Below are 15223 nucleotides of genomic sequence, written 5' to 3'. Positions count from 1 at the left end.
GCCCGGCCGGCGGCGGTTAGCCAGCCGTCGGTCCCGACAAGACCGCGGGCGCGCATGCCGTCGATGACCGCGGTCAGCTGCGCGGCAGGCAGATGATGGACTCGGCCGAACTCCTTGGCGGGCATGTCAACGGACAGGGCGTGCAGCACGTGGGCCTCCGTCCCGCCGACGCCCTCGGCCATCAACGCGACGGTATGGCCGTCGCCGCGGTGCTCGCGGAGCAGGGTGGCCGCGTGCCACAGCCGGGCCACGGACTCCTGCGGTACCGGGAGCACGCGGAGGGCGGCATAGAGGGCGCGTCCCTCCACCGGTGCGCTGGTCGCCGCCCTTATCAGGAGGTCGCCGGCGCGCGCGACGCTAGGATCGTCGGCGAGTTCACCGAGGATCCGCCGTATCGCCGCGACGCATCCCCGCTTGCGGGCGGCCAGCGCCGTCTCGGGCGTGGTCAGGTCCCAGACCTGCGGGAGGTGGCGTGCCACCTCGCCGGGGGCGAAGTTGTAGAAGACCGCGTGGACCACCTCAGCCGGCACCGCCCGACCGAACGGCGCGGCCCGACCGGCGAAGTAGGCGTCCCACTGGTTGCGCAGGCCCAACGACATCAGGGCATCGTCCGCCCCATCGGCAAGATAGGGCACCAGGCCGACGGGCTCGACCAGGTCGTACATGCGGCGGGCTACGGGCTGCGGGTGCGACATCTCATCCCCTGTGATCGTGGCGGTGCCCTCGTGGCGGGCCGCTCATCTACTCCACGAACGGCTCATCCAGTTCCGACACCAAGCTTTGTGGCCCTCGTGGTGCTGCTCAAGTGCTACCAACGGCTGGGCTACTTTCCCAAACTCACGGATGTACCAGCGATTGTCGTCGACCACGTGCGCGGCAAGCTCGACCTGGCCGACGACGTCAACGCCGAGGCGGACGCCGAGCGCACCGGGAAACGGCACCGCCCGAGTCCTGCTCGCCCACCACGGCAACGGGCTACGACTGCACCAACTCCGCCACTCCTCGGCCACGCACCTCGGTGAGGCTAACGCCCACGCACGTTCCTGCTCGGCCTGTTCTAACCGCCATGCGGCCCGTGTCACCCGCGCCAGCACCCGCCGCTCACGACGGCTTTCCTCGATCCGCTCACTGATCGTCACCCGAACAGCGTGCCAGCCAAGACGTTCAGCAAACTGGACGCCTTGCCGGTGCTCTCCGCTCCACTGCTACCGAGACCGCTAGCCGCTGCAGCGACCCGAAGCAACTCCCGAATGCCTGCGGCCACGGGCAGGGTCAGGGCCACTGCGCCAGGACCGTGACGGTGCCCGGGTCGACCTCGGTGAAACCGGCGTCGCGGACCATCGCCACCCGCGCCTGCCGCCAAGCCGTTTCCGGGTCGTCGCGCGGGTGCAGGCGCGCCCAGGTCGCCACGTCAGCCTGCCGCACCGAGCAGCGAAACCCGTCGGCCACCCAACGCTCCAGCTCGGCGTCCAGGCCTGCCCCGTGCAGCAGCGCCGCAAGGATCATCGTCGCGTGCCCGACCTGCGCCGCGGACTTCCCGGCGCTCATCGGCACATCAGGGTTCAGCCACAGCGTCGGGGCATCCGGTGCCGGCGCTCCCGGCTCGTCGGCGGACAACTCGCTGCCGGAGATCTGCAACCGGCTGAGCTCTTTGGGCATGTCCGCCACGGGCATCGGGAGGAACGCCCGCACCTCGGAGTTGCCCACCACAGCGGTGCGCCCGGGCAACGACCGGACCGCATCCCAGTGCGCGCCGCGTGCCCGCCGCGCCACCTTGCGGATGCGCCCGGAGATCCAGGTGTGCATCGCCTCGTGCCACTCACCGCCCGGCTTGCAGCGCTCGTCGAGGCACACCGCGATCGCCGCCGCCGCGGCCGCCTCCAGCAGCGCCGTGCGGTCCGGCGGCTCGCGGCGCTCGATCCTCAGCACCATCGGCATCAGGACCACGTTCTCCGGATCCTCGTCGGAGGTGTCCGCAGTGGCCTCCCCCGGCAGCGCCAGCCACGAGGCGTACCGGGCGATCAGCGGGTCGATGACGGAGAAGGCGGCGGAATCAGGCACATTGCGATTATCCGATTCCTGACCACAAATATTCCGCCCCACCGCGGACGTCACACATCCAGCGGCACCCGCCGCAGCACACCGTCCTCGGCGTCCGCCGTCTCGATCTCGGCACGCGTCACGCCGAGCACAAACAGCACGGTGTCCAGAAACGGGTACGACAGCGCGGTGTCGGCGACCTCCCGCAGCGCGGGCTTGGCGTTGAACGCCACCCCGAGCCCGGCGGCCGTAAGCATGTCGATGTCGTTAGCCCCGTCGCCGACTGCGACGCACTGCGCCGCCGGCACCCCGAAGGACTCGGCGAACCGCCGCAATGCCTTCGCCTTTCCGGGGCGGTCCACGATCTCCCCGACGACCCGTCCGGTCAGCTTGCCGTCCACGATCTCCAGCTCGTTCGCGGCGCTGAAGTCCAGCCCGAGCTCGTCCACCAGCTGGTCGATGATCTGGGTGAACCCGCCGGAGACGACGCCCGTGTGGAAGCCCAGGCGGCGCAGCGTGCGGATGGTGGTCCGGGCGCCGGGGGTGAGCTCGAGCTCCGCGGCGACGTCGTCGAGCACCGAGGCGGGCAGGCCCTCCAGCACGGCGACCCGCTGCCGCAGCGACTCGGCGAAGTCCAGCTCGCCGCGCATGGCCCGCTCAGTAACCTCGCGGACCTCTCGCTCGCAGCCGGCCCGCGCGGCCAGCATCTCGATGACCTCGCCCTGAATGAGCGTGGAGTCCACGTCGAAGACCACCAGCCGCTTGGCGCGGCGGGCCAGCCCGGTGCGCTCGACGGCCAAGTCCACGCCGATGCGCGCGGCCAGGTCGGCCATCGCCGAGGTCAGCGCGTCATCCGAGCCCTCGCCATCGACTGGGACGCTGACCTGCAGTTCCAGCCCGGTCACCGGGTAGTCGGCGACACGGCGGATGGAGTCGATGTTCACGCCGATCTCGGCCAGGCCGCGGGCGACCTCGCCGAAGCTGCGGGCGGTGACCGGCTGCCCGAGCACCACAACGACGTGCGTCGAGCCGAGCTTTGCGGCGCCGCCGTCCTCGGTGCCGATCGCCACGTCGATGGCCATGCCGACGGTGGCCATCGCCTGCTCGACGGCCTCCTGCAGTTGCTCCGGGTCGCGTTCGGTGGACACCAGCACGCCGAGAACCAGTTGACCGCGGATCACCACCTGTTCCACGTCGACGATGTCCACCCCGTGCCGGGTCAGCGCGGCAAACAGCACGGAGGTGACCCCCGGCTTGTCCTTTCCGGTCACGGTGATCAACACGGTAGTCGCGTTCACGACAGCGGTTTCCTCTCTAAACCCCAGACAAACGTTGAGCCCCGGCGGGACACAGCCCGCCGGGGCTCATCGTCGAGCTAGCCCCACCCTGGCACAGTTCTACCGTGCGGGGCTAGCGCCCAAGTCACTTCTCGGATTTCTCCGAGGCACCGACCGCCGGGTTCGCCTCGTGCTTGTGCGCGAGGGTCTTGCCGGTGAGGCTGAGGTGCCCCTCCAGCCGCATCCGCTCGGAGATGTGCGGGTAGTGAAGCTCGAAGGCCGGGCGCTCGGAACGGATCCGGGGCAGCTCGGTGAAGTTGTGCCGCGGCGGCGGGCAGGAGGTCGCCCACTCCAGGGAGTTGCCGTAGCCCCACGGGTCGTCGACCGTGACGACCTCGCCGTAGCGGTAGCTCTTGAAGATGTTGTAGAGGAACGGCAGCATCGAGGCGCCCAGGATGAACGCGCCGATCGTGGAGACCGTGTTCAGCGCGGTGAACCCGTCGGACTCCAGGTAGTCGGCGTACCGGCGCGGCATGCCCTCGTTTCCCAGCCAGTGCTGCACCAGGAACGTGCCGTGGAAGCCGATGAACGTCAGCCAGAAGTGCAGCTTGCCCAGCCGCTCGTCGAGCATCCGGCCGGTCATCTTCGGGAACCAGAAGTAGATACCGGCGAAGGTCGCGAACACGATCGTGCCGTAGAGCACGTAGTGGAAGTGCGCCACCACGAAGTAGGTGTCCGAGACGTGGAAGTCGACCGGCGGCATGGCCAGCAGGACACCGGTGAGACCGCCGAAGAGGAAGGTGACAATGAAGCCGACGCTGAAGATCATCGGCGTTTCGAAGGTCAGCTGCCCCTTCCACATGGTGCCGATCCAGTTGAAGAACTTCACCCCGGTCGGGATCGCGATCAGGAACGTGGTGAACGCGAAGAACGGCAGCAGCACGGCGCCGGTGGCGTACATGTGGTGCGCCCACACCACGACCGACAGGGCCGCGATGCCCAGCGTCGCGAGGACCAGACCCGTGTAGCCGAACAGCGGCTTACGGCTGAAGACCGGGAAGATCTCCGACACGATGCCGAAGAACGGCAGCGCGACGATGTAGACCTCGGGGTGGCCGAAGAACCAGAACAGGTGCTGCCAGAGGATCACGCCGCCGTTGGCCGGGTCGAACACGTGCGCACCGAGGTGCCGGTCGGCCATCAGGCCCAGCAGCGCAGCGGTAAGGATCGGGAACGCCATCAGGATCAGCAGGCTCGTGACCATGATGTTCCAGGTGAAGATCGGCAACCTGAACATCGTCATGCCGGGGGCGCGCAGGCAGACCACGGTGGTCAGCATGTTGACCGCACCGAGGATGGTGCCCAGACCGGAGACCGCCAGACCGGCGATCCACATGTCCGCGCCGTGGCCCGGCGAGTGCAGCGCGTCCGACAGCGGGGTGTAGGCGAACCAGCCGAAATCGGCGGCGCCACCCGGCAGCAGGAAACCGCTGACGACCATCAGGCCGCCGAACAGGTACAGCCAGTAACCCAGGGCGTTCAACCGCGGGAACGCGACGTCCGGGGAACCGATCTGCAGCGGCAGAATGTAGTTCGCGAAGCCGAAGAGGATCGGCGTCGCGTACAGCAGCAGCATGACCGTGCCGTGCATGGTGAACAGCTGGTTGTACTGCTCCTGCGACAGGAACTGCAGCCCCGGAACGGCCAGCTCCCCGCGGATCAGCATCGCCATCAGGCCACCGACCAGGAAGAACGCCATCGACGTGACCAGGTAGAGGATGCCGATTTGCTTGTGGTCCGTGGTGCGGAACATCCGCGCCAGGAATGACCCCTTGACCGTTTTGCGCACCGGATAGGGGCGCGTGGCGATCGGCTGTGGCGCGACGGCCGTCACGGTGCCTCCTGCACTCCCTTTGAAGCCTCATCGAACCCGACTGGGTCCGCCCCGACCCGGTTGGGCCGGTTGACAGCACGCGACACCCTGCAGGACCCCTGCAGCACAAGTCCAGTCGCGATGCCTGCCGACTGCGGATACTAGTCCGGGCCTCCGACCGTAGTTCGGCCGGGCCGTAGCCACCCTATTCATTGGGACGGGCACCGTCACCCGCAGTGAGATCCACCCGACAGCGCGCGCACGCGGCGATGTCGCCCGCACGCGCCTGCGAGGTGCCGGTTAGCCTACGAGGCAAGAGGTCCGGCAGCCCACCTGCGATCAGCCGCTACCGATCAACGGGCCGCCCTGGGACGACGTCCACCAGATCCTGGAGGGGAAGCACGTGCGGAGGAGCACGATCATCGGCGCCGTGCTGGCCGGCGGTCTCGCACTCGCGGGCTGCACGCCGAGCGAGGCACCCAGCGACCAGCCACCGGCCCCCGGCACGCCGCCGCCCGCGACCGCGCAGCCGCACGCCGAGCACGGCACCGGGTCGACCGGCGAGCACACCGCGACGGACCGCGAGTTCGCGCAACAGCTGCTCGCCAACCGGCAGCAGGTGTCGAAACTGGCCGACCTGGCCGCCACCAACGCGCAGAGCGGCGAGGTCAAGTCGCTTGCCGCGGAGCTAAAGCAGTCGGTGCAGCCGCAGGTCGAGCAGCTGAACGGGTTTTTGAACTCCGCCGCCGGCCACCAGTCGGGCAGCGCCCCGGAGGACGAGGCCGAGAACTCCGCCGATGCTGGCCTGCAGACCGACCAGCAGCTGCAGCAGCTCTCGAAGGCCTCGGGAGCGCAGTTCGACCAGCAGTGGAAGCAGGCGATGCTATCGCTGCAGGGGGGCGCCGGGAAGCTCGCCCGCACCGAGCAGGAGGAAGGCTCGGCGCAGGCGATGCGCAAGCTGGCCGAGGAACTCGTGGCCGACGAGCAGCGGACGACGACCAAGCTCAACTCGCTCTGAGCTGACACGGTTTCACCAGGTGAAGGGCACCTTCTGCCAACTCGGCAGAGGGTGCCCTTCACTGTTGGTGCGGCGTCGAGCGCCGCGCCCGCCGCGTTTACCTACCGCGGTCGATCACGCTGATGCACTGGCTGCGCAACGCTCCTTCGTCGCGACTGGTCGAGCTGCTCATGAGTGAACATTCAGCTGGTGTGCTGACGGTGGGCGGTTGTGACGTGGCGTTGTGCCCGACCCTGGTGGTGTCGGTCGGGTGATCAGTGAAGTGATGGCCCGGTCGCCGAGCAGGTAGTGGGTGTAGAGCTCGGTGCACGCGACCAGCAGGTACTTCTCGGCTTTCTTCTTGCCCGGCTTGGGTGTGCGTGACCCGACCCGCAGTGGGGTTTCATCGCAGCAGACAGCGAAGGCCAGGGTGATCAGCGTGCGGATGCGCTTGTCGACCTCGGTCAGCAGCCCCGCTCTGCGGGTACGCCGTTTCGCCAGTCAGCGACTGGAGCTGGGTAACGCGGGGTGAATACCCTCGGAATAAAGAAGAATCGTCCTTCCGGTGCCGTGTAGGACCGTTTGCGAACCTCATCCGTCGAACCCGTGCGCGGCACCGCGGATGTGCGGCGGTTCCCGGCCGAGCCAGGCGGCGCGAAAAATCACGTGCTCTCCTCGGGCGCGGCTGCTAGCGTCGAGATCGTTCGTGATCGACGACGCGCGTGGAACGGGAGGTGAGATCTCATGGTTGCCCTGGTGATAGCTGCTGCGAGCAGCGCCCGGACCGTTCTCACGTTCCGAGTCCCGGTCTAAGGCGCCGTCCCAGCTGATGCGTCCGCCGCGTTGCGGACATGTCTGCACGCGTCTGCACCGGGCTCCCTTCACCAGGAGTTCCTTCCGTTGCCACAAAACAGTTCTGCTTCCCCGGACGAACTCGCCGTGCGTGACGCGTTCTTCGCGTTGCACCACGGCCTGCCCCGACAGGGGCCGGATCCGACGCGACCACCCGGCACCTGCTCCAACTAGCCGAACCGCTGCGGGCTGGACCGCGAGCGCTCGATCCGCTGCGCACCACTGAGGCCAACGCTGCCGCCGCGACCCGAGCCGGGTACGAGGTGGTCGCGACCTACCACCTGCCGGGACCGGACTGGCTCGACGAGTACTACGCCCCGCTGGCCGGGTGTATCGCCGCGGCCGACCTGACCGTGCCCTGGATGTGCAAAGCGGTCGCCGCCGCTCGATCCGAGATCGAACTTCGTCGAGCGCACGGCCGCGACTACCGCTACACCGGCTATGTCCTGCGCCCCGAGAACGTGGAGAGCCCCAAGATGTGGACCACCCGCCCGGAGACCGAAGCCGACGTCCCAGCAATCCGCGCGGTCAACCTCGACGCCTTCCCCACCGCTGTGGAGGCGGGCGTGATCGAGGCGCTGCGCAAGGATCCGGCGTGGATCGACGGACTTTCCATCGTGGCCGAGAACGCGAACGGTGAGGTCGTCGGCCATTCGCTGCTCACGCGCAGCCACGTCAGCGGCTTCCCGGTCCTGACCCTCGGGCCGTGCGCTGTGCTGCAGCGCTTCCAGCGCACCGGAGCGGGCTCGGCGGCGATCCGGGCCGGGCTGGAAGCGGCGCGCGCGATGGGCGAGAAGCTGGTCCTCGTGCTCGGACATCCCGAGTACTATCCGCGCTTCGGGTTCAAGAGGGCGTCGGAGTTCGGGATCGGCCTGACGATCGAGGTCCCGGACGAGGCCATGATGGCCCTCCCACTCGACCCGGAAGCCGAAATCCCCAGCGGCAAGGTCCGGTACCCGGCCCCGTTCGGCATCTGACCCACAATGGGAGTCGAGGGTGCGCAGCCAACCGGGCTTGTGCACTCACGACCCCGCACTAAGCGGCGTCGAACTCCCCGGCCTTGATGCGCCCGACGAACGAGCCCACCAGCCCCAGCCCGACGCCCCGACCCACTACTCCACCTCCGCGCGGGACACGACGACACCTGAACGCGACGAGAGTCCCGCTCACCTGGCGGAGCCGGGCGGCCGGGACTCTCGGTCGGTGTCGCGCTCAGTCCTTCTTGCGGCGGAAGAGGCGAAGGATCGGGTCGTAGCGGCGGTCCGCCACCCGCTCCTTCAGCGGGATCAGCGCGTTGTCGGTGATGCGGATGTTCTCGGGACAGACATCCGTGCAGCACTTGGTGATGTTGCACAGACCCAGGCCGTGTTCGCCGCGTGCTTCCTCCGGGCGGTTCTCCGCCGCGTCCAGCGGGTGCATTTCGAGCTCGGCCACCCGCATCAGGAAGCGGGGCCCGGAGTACGCCTGCTTGTTGTCGTCGTGATCGCGGATGACGTGGCAGGTGTTCTGGCACAGGAAGCACTCGATGCACTTGCGGAACTCCTGCGACCGCTGCACGTCCACCTGCTGCATCCGGTACTCGCCCGGCTCCAGCCCTTCCGGCGGCGCGAACGACTGCACCTCACGGGCCTTCACGTAGTTGTAGGAAACGTCCGCGACGAGGTCCTTGACCAGTGGGAACGTCCGCATCGGCGTGACCGTGATCGTCTCGGCCGGCTCGAACGTCGACATCCGTGTCATGCACATCAGCCGGGGGCGGCCGTTGATCTCCGCCGAGCACGAGCCGCACTTGCCCGCCTTGCAGTTCCACCGCACCGCCATGTCCGGACACTGGGTGGCCTGCAACCGGTGGATGATGTCGAGCACCACCTCGCCCACGTTGACCTCAACGGTGTAGTCGCGGAGCTCGCCGTCGGCCGAACCGCGCCACACCCGGAAGTGCGCCTGGTATCCCATCAGAGCCCCTTCACCTCGACGTCCGCCAGCTCTTCCTCTGTGTAGTACTTGCGCAGTTCCTCGACCTTGAACAGCTCCAGCAAGTCCCCGCGCATCGGCAGCTGCGACTGCTCTAGGACCTCGACCTGCTCGTCGCCGATCCCGCACGCGAGCAGCTTGCGCCGCCACTTCGACTCCATCACCGGGTGGTCGTCGCGGGTGTGGCCGCCGCGGCTCTCCGTGCGCAGCAGCGCCGCCCGCGCCACGCATTCGCTTACCAGCAGCATGTTCCGCAGGTCCAGCGCCAGGTGCCAGCCCGGGTTGAACTGCCGGTTGCCCTCCACTGCGAGGTGTTCGGCGCGCGCCTTGAGGTCCCGCAGCCTCTTCAACGCCTGCCGCATTTCCTCGCCCTTGCGGATGATCCCGACGAGGTCGTTCATCACCTGCTGCAGCTCGGCGTGCAGCGCATAGGGGTTCTCCGCGTTCGGCGCGGCAGCGGACTCGAACGGATCCTGCGCGCGACGGGCCGCAGCGTCCACATCGGACTGGCCGATGTCCGGCCGCGCCCCGAGCCCCGCGACGTACTCGGCGGCACCAGCACCCGCGCGGCGACCGAAGACCAGCAGGTCGGACAGCGAGTTGCCGCCTAGCCGGTTGGATCCGTGCATCCCGCCGGCCACTTCGCCGGCCGCGAATAGCCCCGGCACCCGGGACGCCGCGGTGTCCGGGTCCACCTCCACGCCGCCCATCACGTAGTGGCAGGTCGGCCCGACCTCCATGGACTCCGCGGTGATGTCCACGTCGGCAAGTTCCTTGAACTGGTGGTACATCGACGGCAGCCGCTTGGTGATCTGCTCCGCGGGTAGCCGGGTCGCGATGTCGAGGAATACCCCGCCGTGCTGCGAACCCCGGCTTTCCTTCACCTCGTTGTTGATCGCGCGCGCCACCTCGTCGCGCGGCAGCAGCTCCGGCGGGCGGCGGTTGTTGTCCGGGTCGTCGTACCAGCGGTCGGCTTCGTCCTCGTTGTCCGCGTAGTTGTCCTTGAAGACCTCGGGGATGTATTCGAACATGAACCGGCGGCCCTCGGAGTTGCGCAGCACGCCGCCGTCGCCGCGCACCGACTCGGTGACCAGGATGCCTTTCACGCTCGGCGGCCACACCATGCCGGTCGGGTGGAACTGCACGAACTCCATGTTGATCAGCGACGCCCCGGCTCGCAGCGCCAGCGCGTGCCCGTCGCCGGTGTACTCCCACGAGTTCGAGGTCACCTTGAACGACTTGCCGATCCCGCCGGTGGCGAGGATTACCGACGGCGCCTGGAACAGCACGAACCGCCCAGACTCCCGCCAGTACCCGAACGCCCCGGCGATCCGGCCGTCGTCCTTGAGCAGCTCGGTGACCGTGCACTCCTGGAAGACCTTGATCCTGGCCTCGTAGTCGCCGTGCTCGGCGTGGTCCTCCTGCTGCAGCGACACGATCTTCTGCTGCAACGTGCGGATCAGCTCCAGCCCGGTGCGGTCGCCGACGTGCGCCAGCCGCGGATACTCGTGACCGCCGAAGTTGCGCTGGCTGATCCGGCCGTCCGGGGTGCGGTCGAACAGCGCCCCGTAAGTCTCCAGCTCCCACACCCGCTGCGGCGCTTCCTTCGCGTGCAGCTCCGCCATCCGCCAGTTGTTCAGGAACTTCCCGCCGCGCATGGTGTCGCGGAAGTGAACCTGCCAGTTGTCGCGGGAGTTGACGTTGCCCATCGACGCGGCGATGCCGCCCTCGGCCATCACCGTGTGGGCCTTGCCGAACAACGACTTGCACACCACTGCCGTGCGCAAGCCCTGGGACCGCGTCTCGATCGCCGCGCGCAGGCCCGCACCACCGGCGCCGATCACGACGACGTCGTACTCGTGCCGTTCGATCTCCACCATCGACTTCCTTCTCCTTCACAAGCGGCGGCAGCCGCTTGCGGTGTGGGACTCAACTGACCCTGCCGCAGGTTCTCAGGGGCACTTCTCGCGAAGACAGCCCCGACGTGGTGTTGGCCATTCATGATGTCGGGGATCCCGCAGCGAGCAGACCGCTGAGGTTGCGCTACCGGCACCGCCACGCAAACCACCTGAGAACACTTCCTGGCTAGTTGAACAGTCTCGGATCCGGGAACGCACCGCTGGCCACCAGCAGCACGTAGAGGTCCACCAGCGCCACCGACAACAGCGACGACCAGGCCAGCAGCATGTGCTTGCCGTTGAGCCAGGTCACCTTGGTCCAGAACCAGTAGCGCACCGGGTGCTTCGAGAAGTGGGCGAGCCTGCCGCCGATCAGGTGCCGGCAGGAGTGGCAGGACAGCGTGTAAGACCACAGCAGCACGACGTTGACCACCATCAGCAGGGTGCCCAGCCCGATGCCGAAGCCACCGTCGGCGCCCCGGAAGGCGATCACCGTGTCGTAGGTCAGCACCGCCGCCACGATCAGCGCCGCGTAGAAGAAGTAGCGGTGCACGTTCTGCATGATCAGCGGGAACCGGGTCTCGCCGGTGTAGCGGCGGTGCGGTTCGGCGACCGCGCACGCCGGCGGCGACGCCCAGAACGACCGGTAGTAGGCCTTCCGGTAGTAGTAGCAGGTCAGCCGGAAGCCGAGGACGAACGGCAGCACGAAGATCGGCGGCGGCACGAACGGCCCCAGGTCCGGTGCCGGTTTCCCCCAGTGGCTGGAGCCCGGCACGCAGGCGGTCGAAAGGCACGGCGAGTAGAACGGCGCCAGGTAGTGGTACTCGGGAACCCAGTACCACTGGTTCATGAAGGTGCGGATCAGACCGTAGACCACGAAGGCCAACAGCCCGACGAAGGTGACCAGCGGCGGCAGCCACCACCGGTCGGTTCGCAGGGTTCGCACGGAGATCCGTGCCCGGCCGGTGGCGGTTGGGGGTGCGGACATTTCGCAGACCTCGTTGTCTTGTTCGTCCGGCAGTGCTCACCTGAGGCCGCTCATTGTGGATCAATGGCCCCGGTGCAGGTAGTCCCCCAACCGGCGCAACAGCCGGGGGCTTACCCCGATCAAGCGAAATGCGGGGGACGCATCCCCCGCATCCGGACCCGGTCCTTTGCGGACAGGCGGGCGGCTGCCATCTGACGGCGAGCGGTACCTGGCGGCGGCCCTAATGCGGGGCCTGCCCGCCCAACCCCTCGTCGTCGGCGTCGCGCCACAGCGACGGGTCGTAGGGGGTGTCGGGCACTATCACCACGTCCTCGGTCGACTCGGTGCTGCGCCGCTGGATGGGGAGGGTGCCGGAGAGTTCCGCGACGTCGATGTCCAGCCGCTCCACGTCGTTGTGGACCCGGCGCACGGCCGGGGCGTCGCCGTAGCGGGATCGCAGCGCGCCAACGCTGCTGCGGAGCTGTGCAAGGACCCGCTGGAGTTCGGCCAGTTCGGTCGTCGTCGAGGCCATTGGCGAACACCTCTTCCGCCTAGTGGTGGGATTACCACACTGACTCTGCCCCTAACGAAGTAATGTGACAAGTGCCACATTGTAGATCTTGAACGAATTCCCCCACCAGGGTCAGGCGCTACTGCGCGGCCTCCGCGCAGCGCACCACGGGATCGGCCCCGAGAGCACGCGCGAGCAGCTCCAGAACGGGATCGTCGAGACCGTTCCTCCCGCCTCGAACCGAGCGCCACCGGCTGCGTCATACCAGCGGCAGGGGCGAGCTGCGCCTGCGTCCAGTTCCGCGCCTCCCGCATCTCCCGCGGGGACCTACCGAGTTCGAAGGCGATGCGAGCAGCCTCATAAGCCTGGCAGCACCGGGCTCGGCGAGCAGTTGGCCGTCGCTGGCGCAAAGCGAATGGACCGTTCACCTCAATAGACGCGCCAAACAGGCCGTTGGCCCCAACCGCCACGAGGTTTGCATGGATGGCTCGGGGTGAACGGGCCGGTCGCCTGGCCTGTGAGGGTGCCCGAATGCTTCGGTGCTTCGAAGACACGAGCGGCCACTACCTCGAACCCACGCCACATTTTCCGAAACAGCCGCTATAAGGGGATGGGATTTCGCTAACGGGCGATCAGGTGTCGGGACCCCCGTCTCGAGAGTTCTTGCGGCGGTCCCGGTCGATGATCATCGCTCCCACCGCTACCACCGCCACCACCGCGAACGTCGGGACGAAGAATGGGACCGCCATGATGATCGGGTGACTGGCCAGGAGCAGCTCCGCCGCACCTGGCGGTGGTCGAAGTGGACACCGAAACCGGCAAGGTGAACTATCTTCGTCACGTGACCGTCGACGACGCCGGAGTGATCATCAACCCGATCCTCACGGAGCGGCATCGCGCAGGGCGGCATCGCGCAGGGCGGCATCGCGCAGGGCGCCGCCCAAGCCCTGTTGGAGGAGGTCTCCTACGACGCCGACGGAAACCCGAGAACGCCAACCTCGCCGATTACGCCTTCATCACGGCGGCCGAACTGCCCAGCTTCGAGCTGCTCACGATGGAAACGCCGACCACGCTCAACCCGTTGGGCGTCAAGGGGATCGGCGAGGCCGGCACCATCGGCGCCACCCCGGCGGTGCAGAATGCCGTGGTCGACGCCGTGGCCCACCTCGGAAGCAAACGCATCGACATGCCCACCACGCCAGAACTGGCGTGGAAAGCGATCCAAGCCCATTCATGAGCTCAATTGCCGTAGGTGGCCCCATAGCGGAACCTCAGACGCCGTCTCAGTCCCGTATCCCCGACATCGTGTATGCCCAATAACCACGTCGGGGTAGGTCCTCCCCAACAGCCCCAACGGGGTGGGCGCAGCCTGAGAACGAGCCGGTGGTCACCCTGCGTGCGTAGGCCAAACGGCTACGCCGCTTCAAGGACAGGAAGACGACGAGGCAGAAGCCCGCGGAGTTGGTTCAGGTGAGTGGATCACCGCTTACCTGACAAGTGCTTAGGAGTTCGTTTCGTGCAAGTTTCGATCAACGTCAACGGCGAGCAGCGCAGCCACGAGGTCGAGGACCGCACGCTGCTCGTCCAGTACCTGCGGGACGACTGCGGCCTGACCGGCACCAACATCGGTTGCGACACCACGTCGTGCGGGGCGTGCACGGTGCTGCTGGACGGCGAGTCGGTGAAGTCGTGCACCGTGCTGGCGGCCCAAGCCGACGGCCACGAGGTCACCACCATCGAGGGCTTGGCCGACGGTGAGGAGCTCCACCCGATGCAGCGCGCCTTCCAGCAGAAGCACGGGCTGCAGTGCGGGTTCTGCACGCCGGGCATGGTGATGGCTTCGGTGTCCCTCGTCGAGGAGAACCCGAACCTGACCGAGGCCGAGGTACGCGCCGGGCTGGAGGGCAACCTCTGCCGATGCACCGGCTACCACAACATCGTCGAAGCCGTGCTGACCGCGGCCAAAGAGAAGTCGGGGGCCGCGGAATGATCCCTGCCGCGTTCACCTACAAGAAGGCCAACACCGTCGAGGAGGCGCTGAGCCTGCTCGCCGAACACGGCGACGACGCGAAGCTGCTCGCCGGCGGGCATTCGCTGCTGCCGCTGATGAAGCTGCGGTTGTCTGTGCCGGAGGTGCTGATCGACCTCGGCGAGCTGCGCGACCTGTCCTACATCCGCGAGGAAGGCTCGGAGATCCGGATCGGGGCCCTGACCCGGCACCACGACCTGGAGCACTCCGAGTTGCTGACCCGCGAGGTTCCGCTGCTGGCGCACGCCGCAGGCACCATCGGCGACCCGCAGGTCCGCCACCGCGGCACCATCGGCGGCTCGCTGGTGCACGGCGACCCGGCCTCCGACCTGCCCGCGGTGGCGCTCGCGCTGGACGCGGTGCTGGTCGCGCAGGGCCCTTCGGGTACCCGCGAGATCCCGGCGACGGAGTTCTTCACCGACTTCTTCGAAACCGCGCTCGGCGGAGACGAGCTGCTGGTGGAAATCCGGGTCGCGAAGAACCCCAAACAGGGCTGGGACTTCCAGAAGTTCACCAAGCGCGCCATCGACTGGGCGGTGGTCGGCGTAGCCGTCGCCGGTCAGCGCGTAGCGCTGGTGAACATGGGCCCGACGCCGATGCGGGCACGCGGCGTGGAGGGGGCGCTGACGAGCGGAGCGAGCGCCGCCGAAGCCGCGGAGCGGGCGGCGGAGGACACTTCGCCGCCGGACCAGGCCAGCGCCAGCGCCGACTACCGGAGGCATCTGGCGAAGGTGCTCGTGCGCCGAGCGCTGGAAGCCGCCGCGGCACGCGGCGCGTAGCGGTTGGAGTCGAGCTGAGGGGCACC

At 68.0% G+C, this 15223-nt stretch carries 14 protein-coding genes; 6 read left to right on the top strand and 8 right to left on the bottom strand.

Annotated elements, in window-relative coordinates; genetic code table 11:
- Nucleotides 1–695, bottom strand: a 695-nt coding sequence (locus ACWDKQ_RS26105) for an SCO6745 family protein (RefSeq protein WP_450141401.1), incomplete at its 3' end; no start/stop codon positions are given.
- Nucleotides 696–791: 96 nt separating this feature from the next.
- Here ACWDKQ_RS26105 and ACWDKQ_RS26100 point away from each other — a divergent pair.
- Nucleotides 792–1022, top strand: coding sequence for a hypothetical protein (locus ACWDKQ_RS26100; RefSeq protein WP_450141400.1), 231 nt, complete (start codon nt 792–794; stop codon nt 1020–1022).
- A gap of 250 nt (nt 1023–1272) precedes the next feature.
- Here the strand turns inward: ACWDKQ_RS26100 and ACWDKQ_RS26095 are convergent, their stop codons facing one another.
- From ACWDKQ_RS26095 to ctaD, 3 genes are all read right to left on the bottom strand, one after another.
- Complete coding sequence (locus ACWDKQ_RS26095) at nt 1273–2061, bottom strand: peptidyl-tRNA hydrolase (protein WP_450141399.1); 789 nt, start codon at nt 2059–2061, stop codon at nt 1273–1275.
- A 50-nt stretch (nt 2062–2111) separates the two neighbouring features.
- Nucleotides 2112–3338 (bottom strand): phosphoserine phosphatase SerB, encoded by a 1227-nt coding sequence (gene serB / locus ACWDKQ_RS26090; protein WP_450141398.1) that lies wholly within the window; start codon nt 3336–3338, stop codon nt 2112–2114.
- Nucleotides 3339–3462: 124 nt separating this feature from the next.
- Entirely contained in the window at nt 3463–5211 is a 1749-nt protein-coding gene (gene ctaD / locus ACWDKQ_RS26085; RefSeq protein ID WP_450141397.1) for an aa3-type cytochrome oxidase subunit I, read from the bottom strand.
- 382 nt (nt 5212–5593) lie between these two features.
- Here ctaD and ACWDKQ_RS26080 point away from each other — a divergent pair, with 382 nt between their 5' ends.
- Nucleotides 5594–6208, top strand: coding sequence for a DUF305 domain-containing protein (locus tag ACWDKQ_RS26080; protein WP_450141396.1), 615 nt, complete (start codon nt 5594–5596; stop codon nt 6206–6208).
- A gap of 1094 nt (nt 6209–7302) precedes the next feature.
- Nucleotides 7303–8016 carry a GNAT family N-acetyltransferase gene (locus tag ACWDKQ_RS26075; protein ID WP_450141395.1) on the top strand — a complete coding sequence of 238 codons (714 nt, stop codon included), beginning with the start codon at nt 7303–7305 and terminating at the stop codon, nt 8014–8016.
- Between the two features lie 235 nt (nt 8017–8251).
- On the opposite strand, the gene ACWDKQ_RS26070 is transcribed toward ACWDKQ_RS26075, so the two are convergent.
- The 4 genes from ACWDKQ_RS26070 to ACWDKQ_RS26055 form a co-directional block, all read right to left on the bottom strand.
- Nucleotides 8252–8995 (bottom strand): succinate dehydrogenase/fumarate reductase iron-sulfur subunit, encoded by a 744-nt coding sequence (locus tag ACWDKQ_RS26070; RefSeq protein WP_450141394.1) that lies wholly within the window; start codon nt 8993–8995, stop codon nt 8252–8254.
- A complete protein-coding gene (locus ACWDKQ_RS26065; RefSeq protein WP_450141393.1) occupies nt 8995–10893 on the bottom strand; it encodes a fumarate reductase/succinate dehydrogenase flavoprotein subunit in 1899 nt (632 codons plus the stop codon). The genes ACWDKQ_RS26070 and ACWDKQ_RS26065 overlap by 1 nt, the downstream gene beginning before the upstream one ends.
- Before the next feature lie 205 nt (nt 10894–11098).
- Entirely contained in the window at nt 11099–11899 is an 801-nt protein-coding gene (locus tag ACWDKQ_RS26060) for a hypothetical protein (RefSeq protein WP_450141392.1), read from the bottom strand.
- 220 nt (nt 11900–12119) lie between these two features.
- The gene (locus tag ACWDKQ_RS26055) at nt 12120–12410 is read right to left on the bottom strand and encodes a hypothetical protein (RefSeq protein ID WP_450141391.1); all 291 of its coding nucleotides are present in this window, start codon (nt 12408–12410) and stop codon (nt 12120–12122) included.
- Between the two features lie 781 nt (nt 12411–13191).
- On the opposite strand from ACWDKQ_RS26055, the gene ACWDKQ_RS26050 reads away from it, so the two are divergent.
- From ACWDKQ_RS26050 to ACWDKQ_RS26040, 3 genes are all read left to right on the top strand, one after another.
- Complete coding sequence (locus tag ACWDKQ_RS26050; RefSeq protein WP_450141390.1) at nt 13192–13626, top strand: hypothetical protein; 435 nt, start codon at nt 13192–13194, stop codon at nt 13624–13626.
- A 279-nt stretch (nt 13627–13905) separates the two neighbouring features.
- The gene (locus ACWDKQ_RS26045; RefSeq protein ID WP_190818280.1) at nt 13906–14379 is read left to right on the top strand and encodes a (2Fe-2S)-binding protein; all 474 of its coding nucleotides are present in this window, start codon (nt 13906–13908) and stop codon (nt 14377–14379) included.
- Complete coding sequence (locus ACWDKQ_RS26040; RefSeq protein ID WP_450141389.1) at nt 14376–15197, top strand: FAD binding domain-containing protein; 822 nt, start codon at nt 14376–14378, stop codon at nt 15195–15197. Before ACWDKQ_RS26045 ends, ACWDKQ_RS26040 begins: the two co-directional genes overlap by 4 nt.
- Nucleotides 15198–15223 lie beyond the last annotated feature (26 nt).

This window comes from Saccharopolyspora sp. NPDC000995, from assembly GCF_053599315.1.
This window is presented reverse-complemented; position numbering and strand designations above follow the sequence as displayed.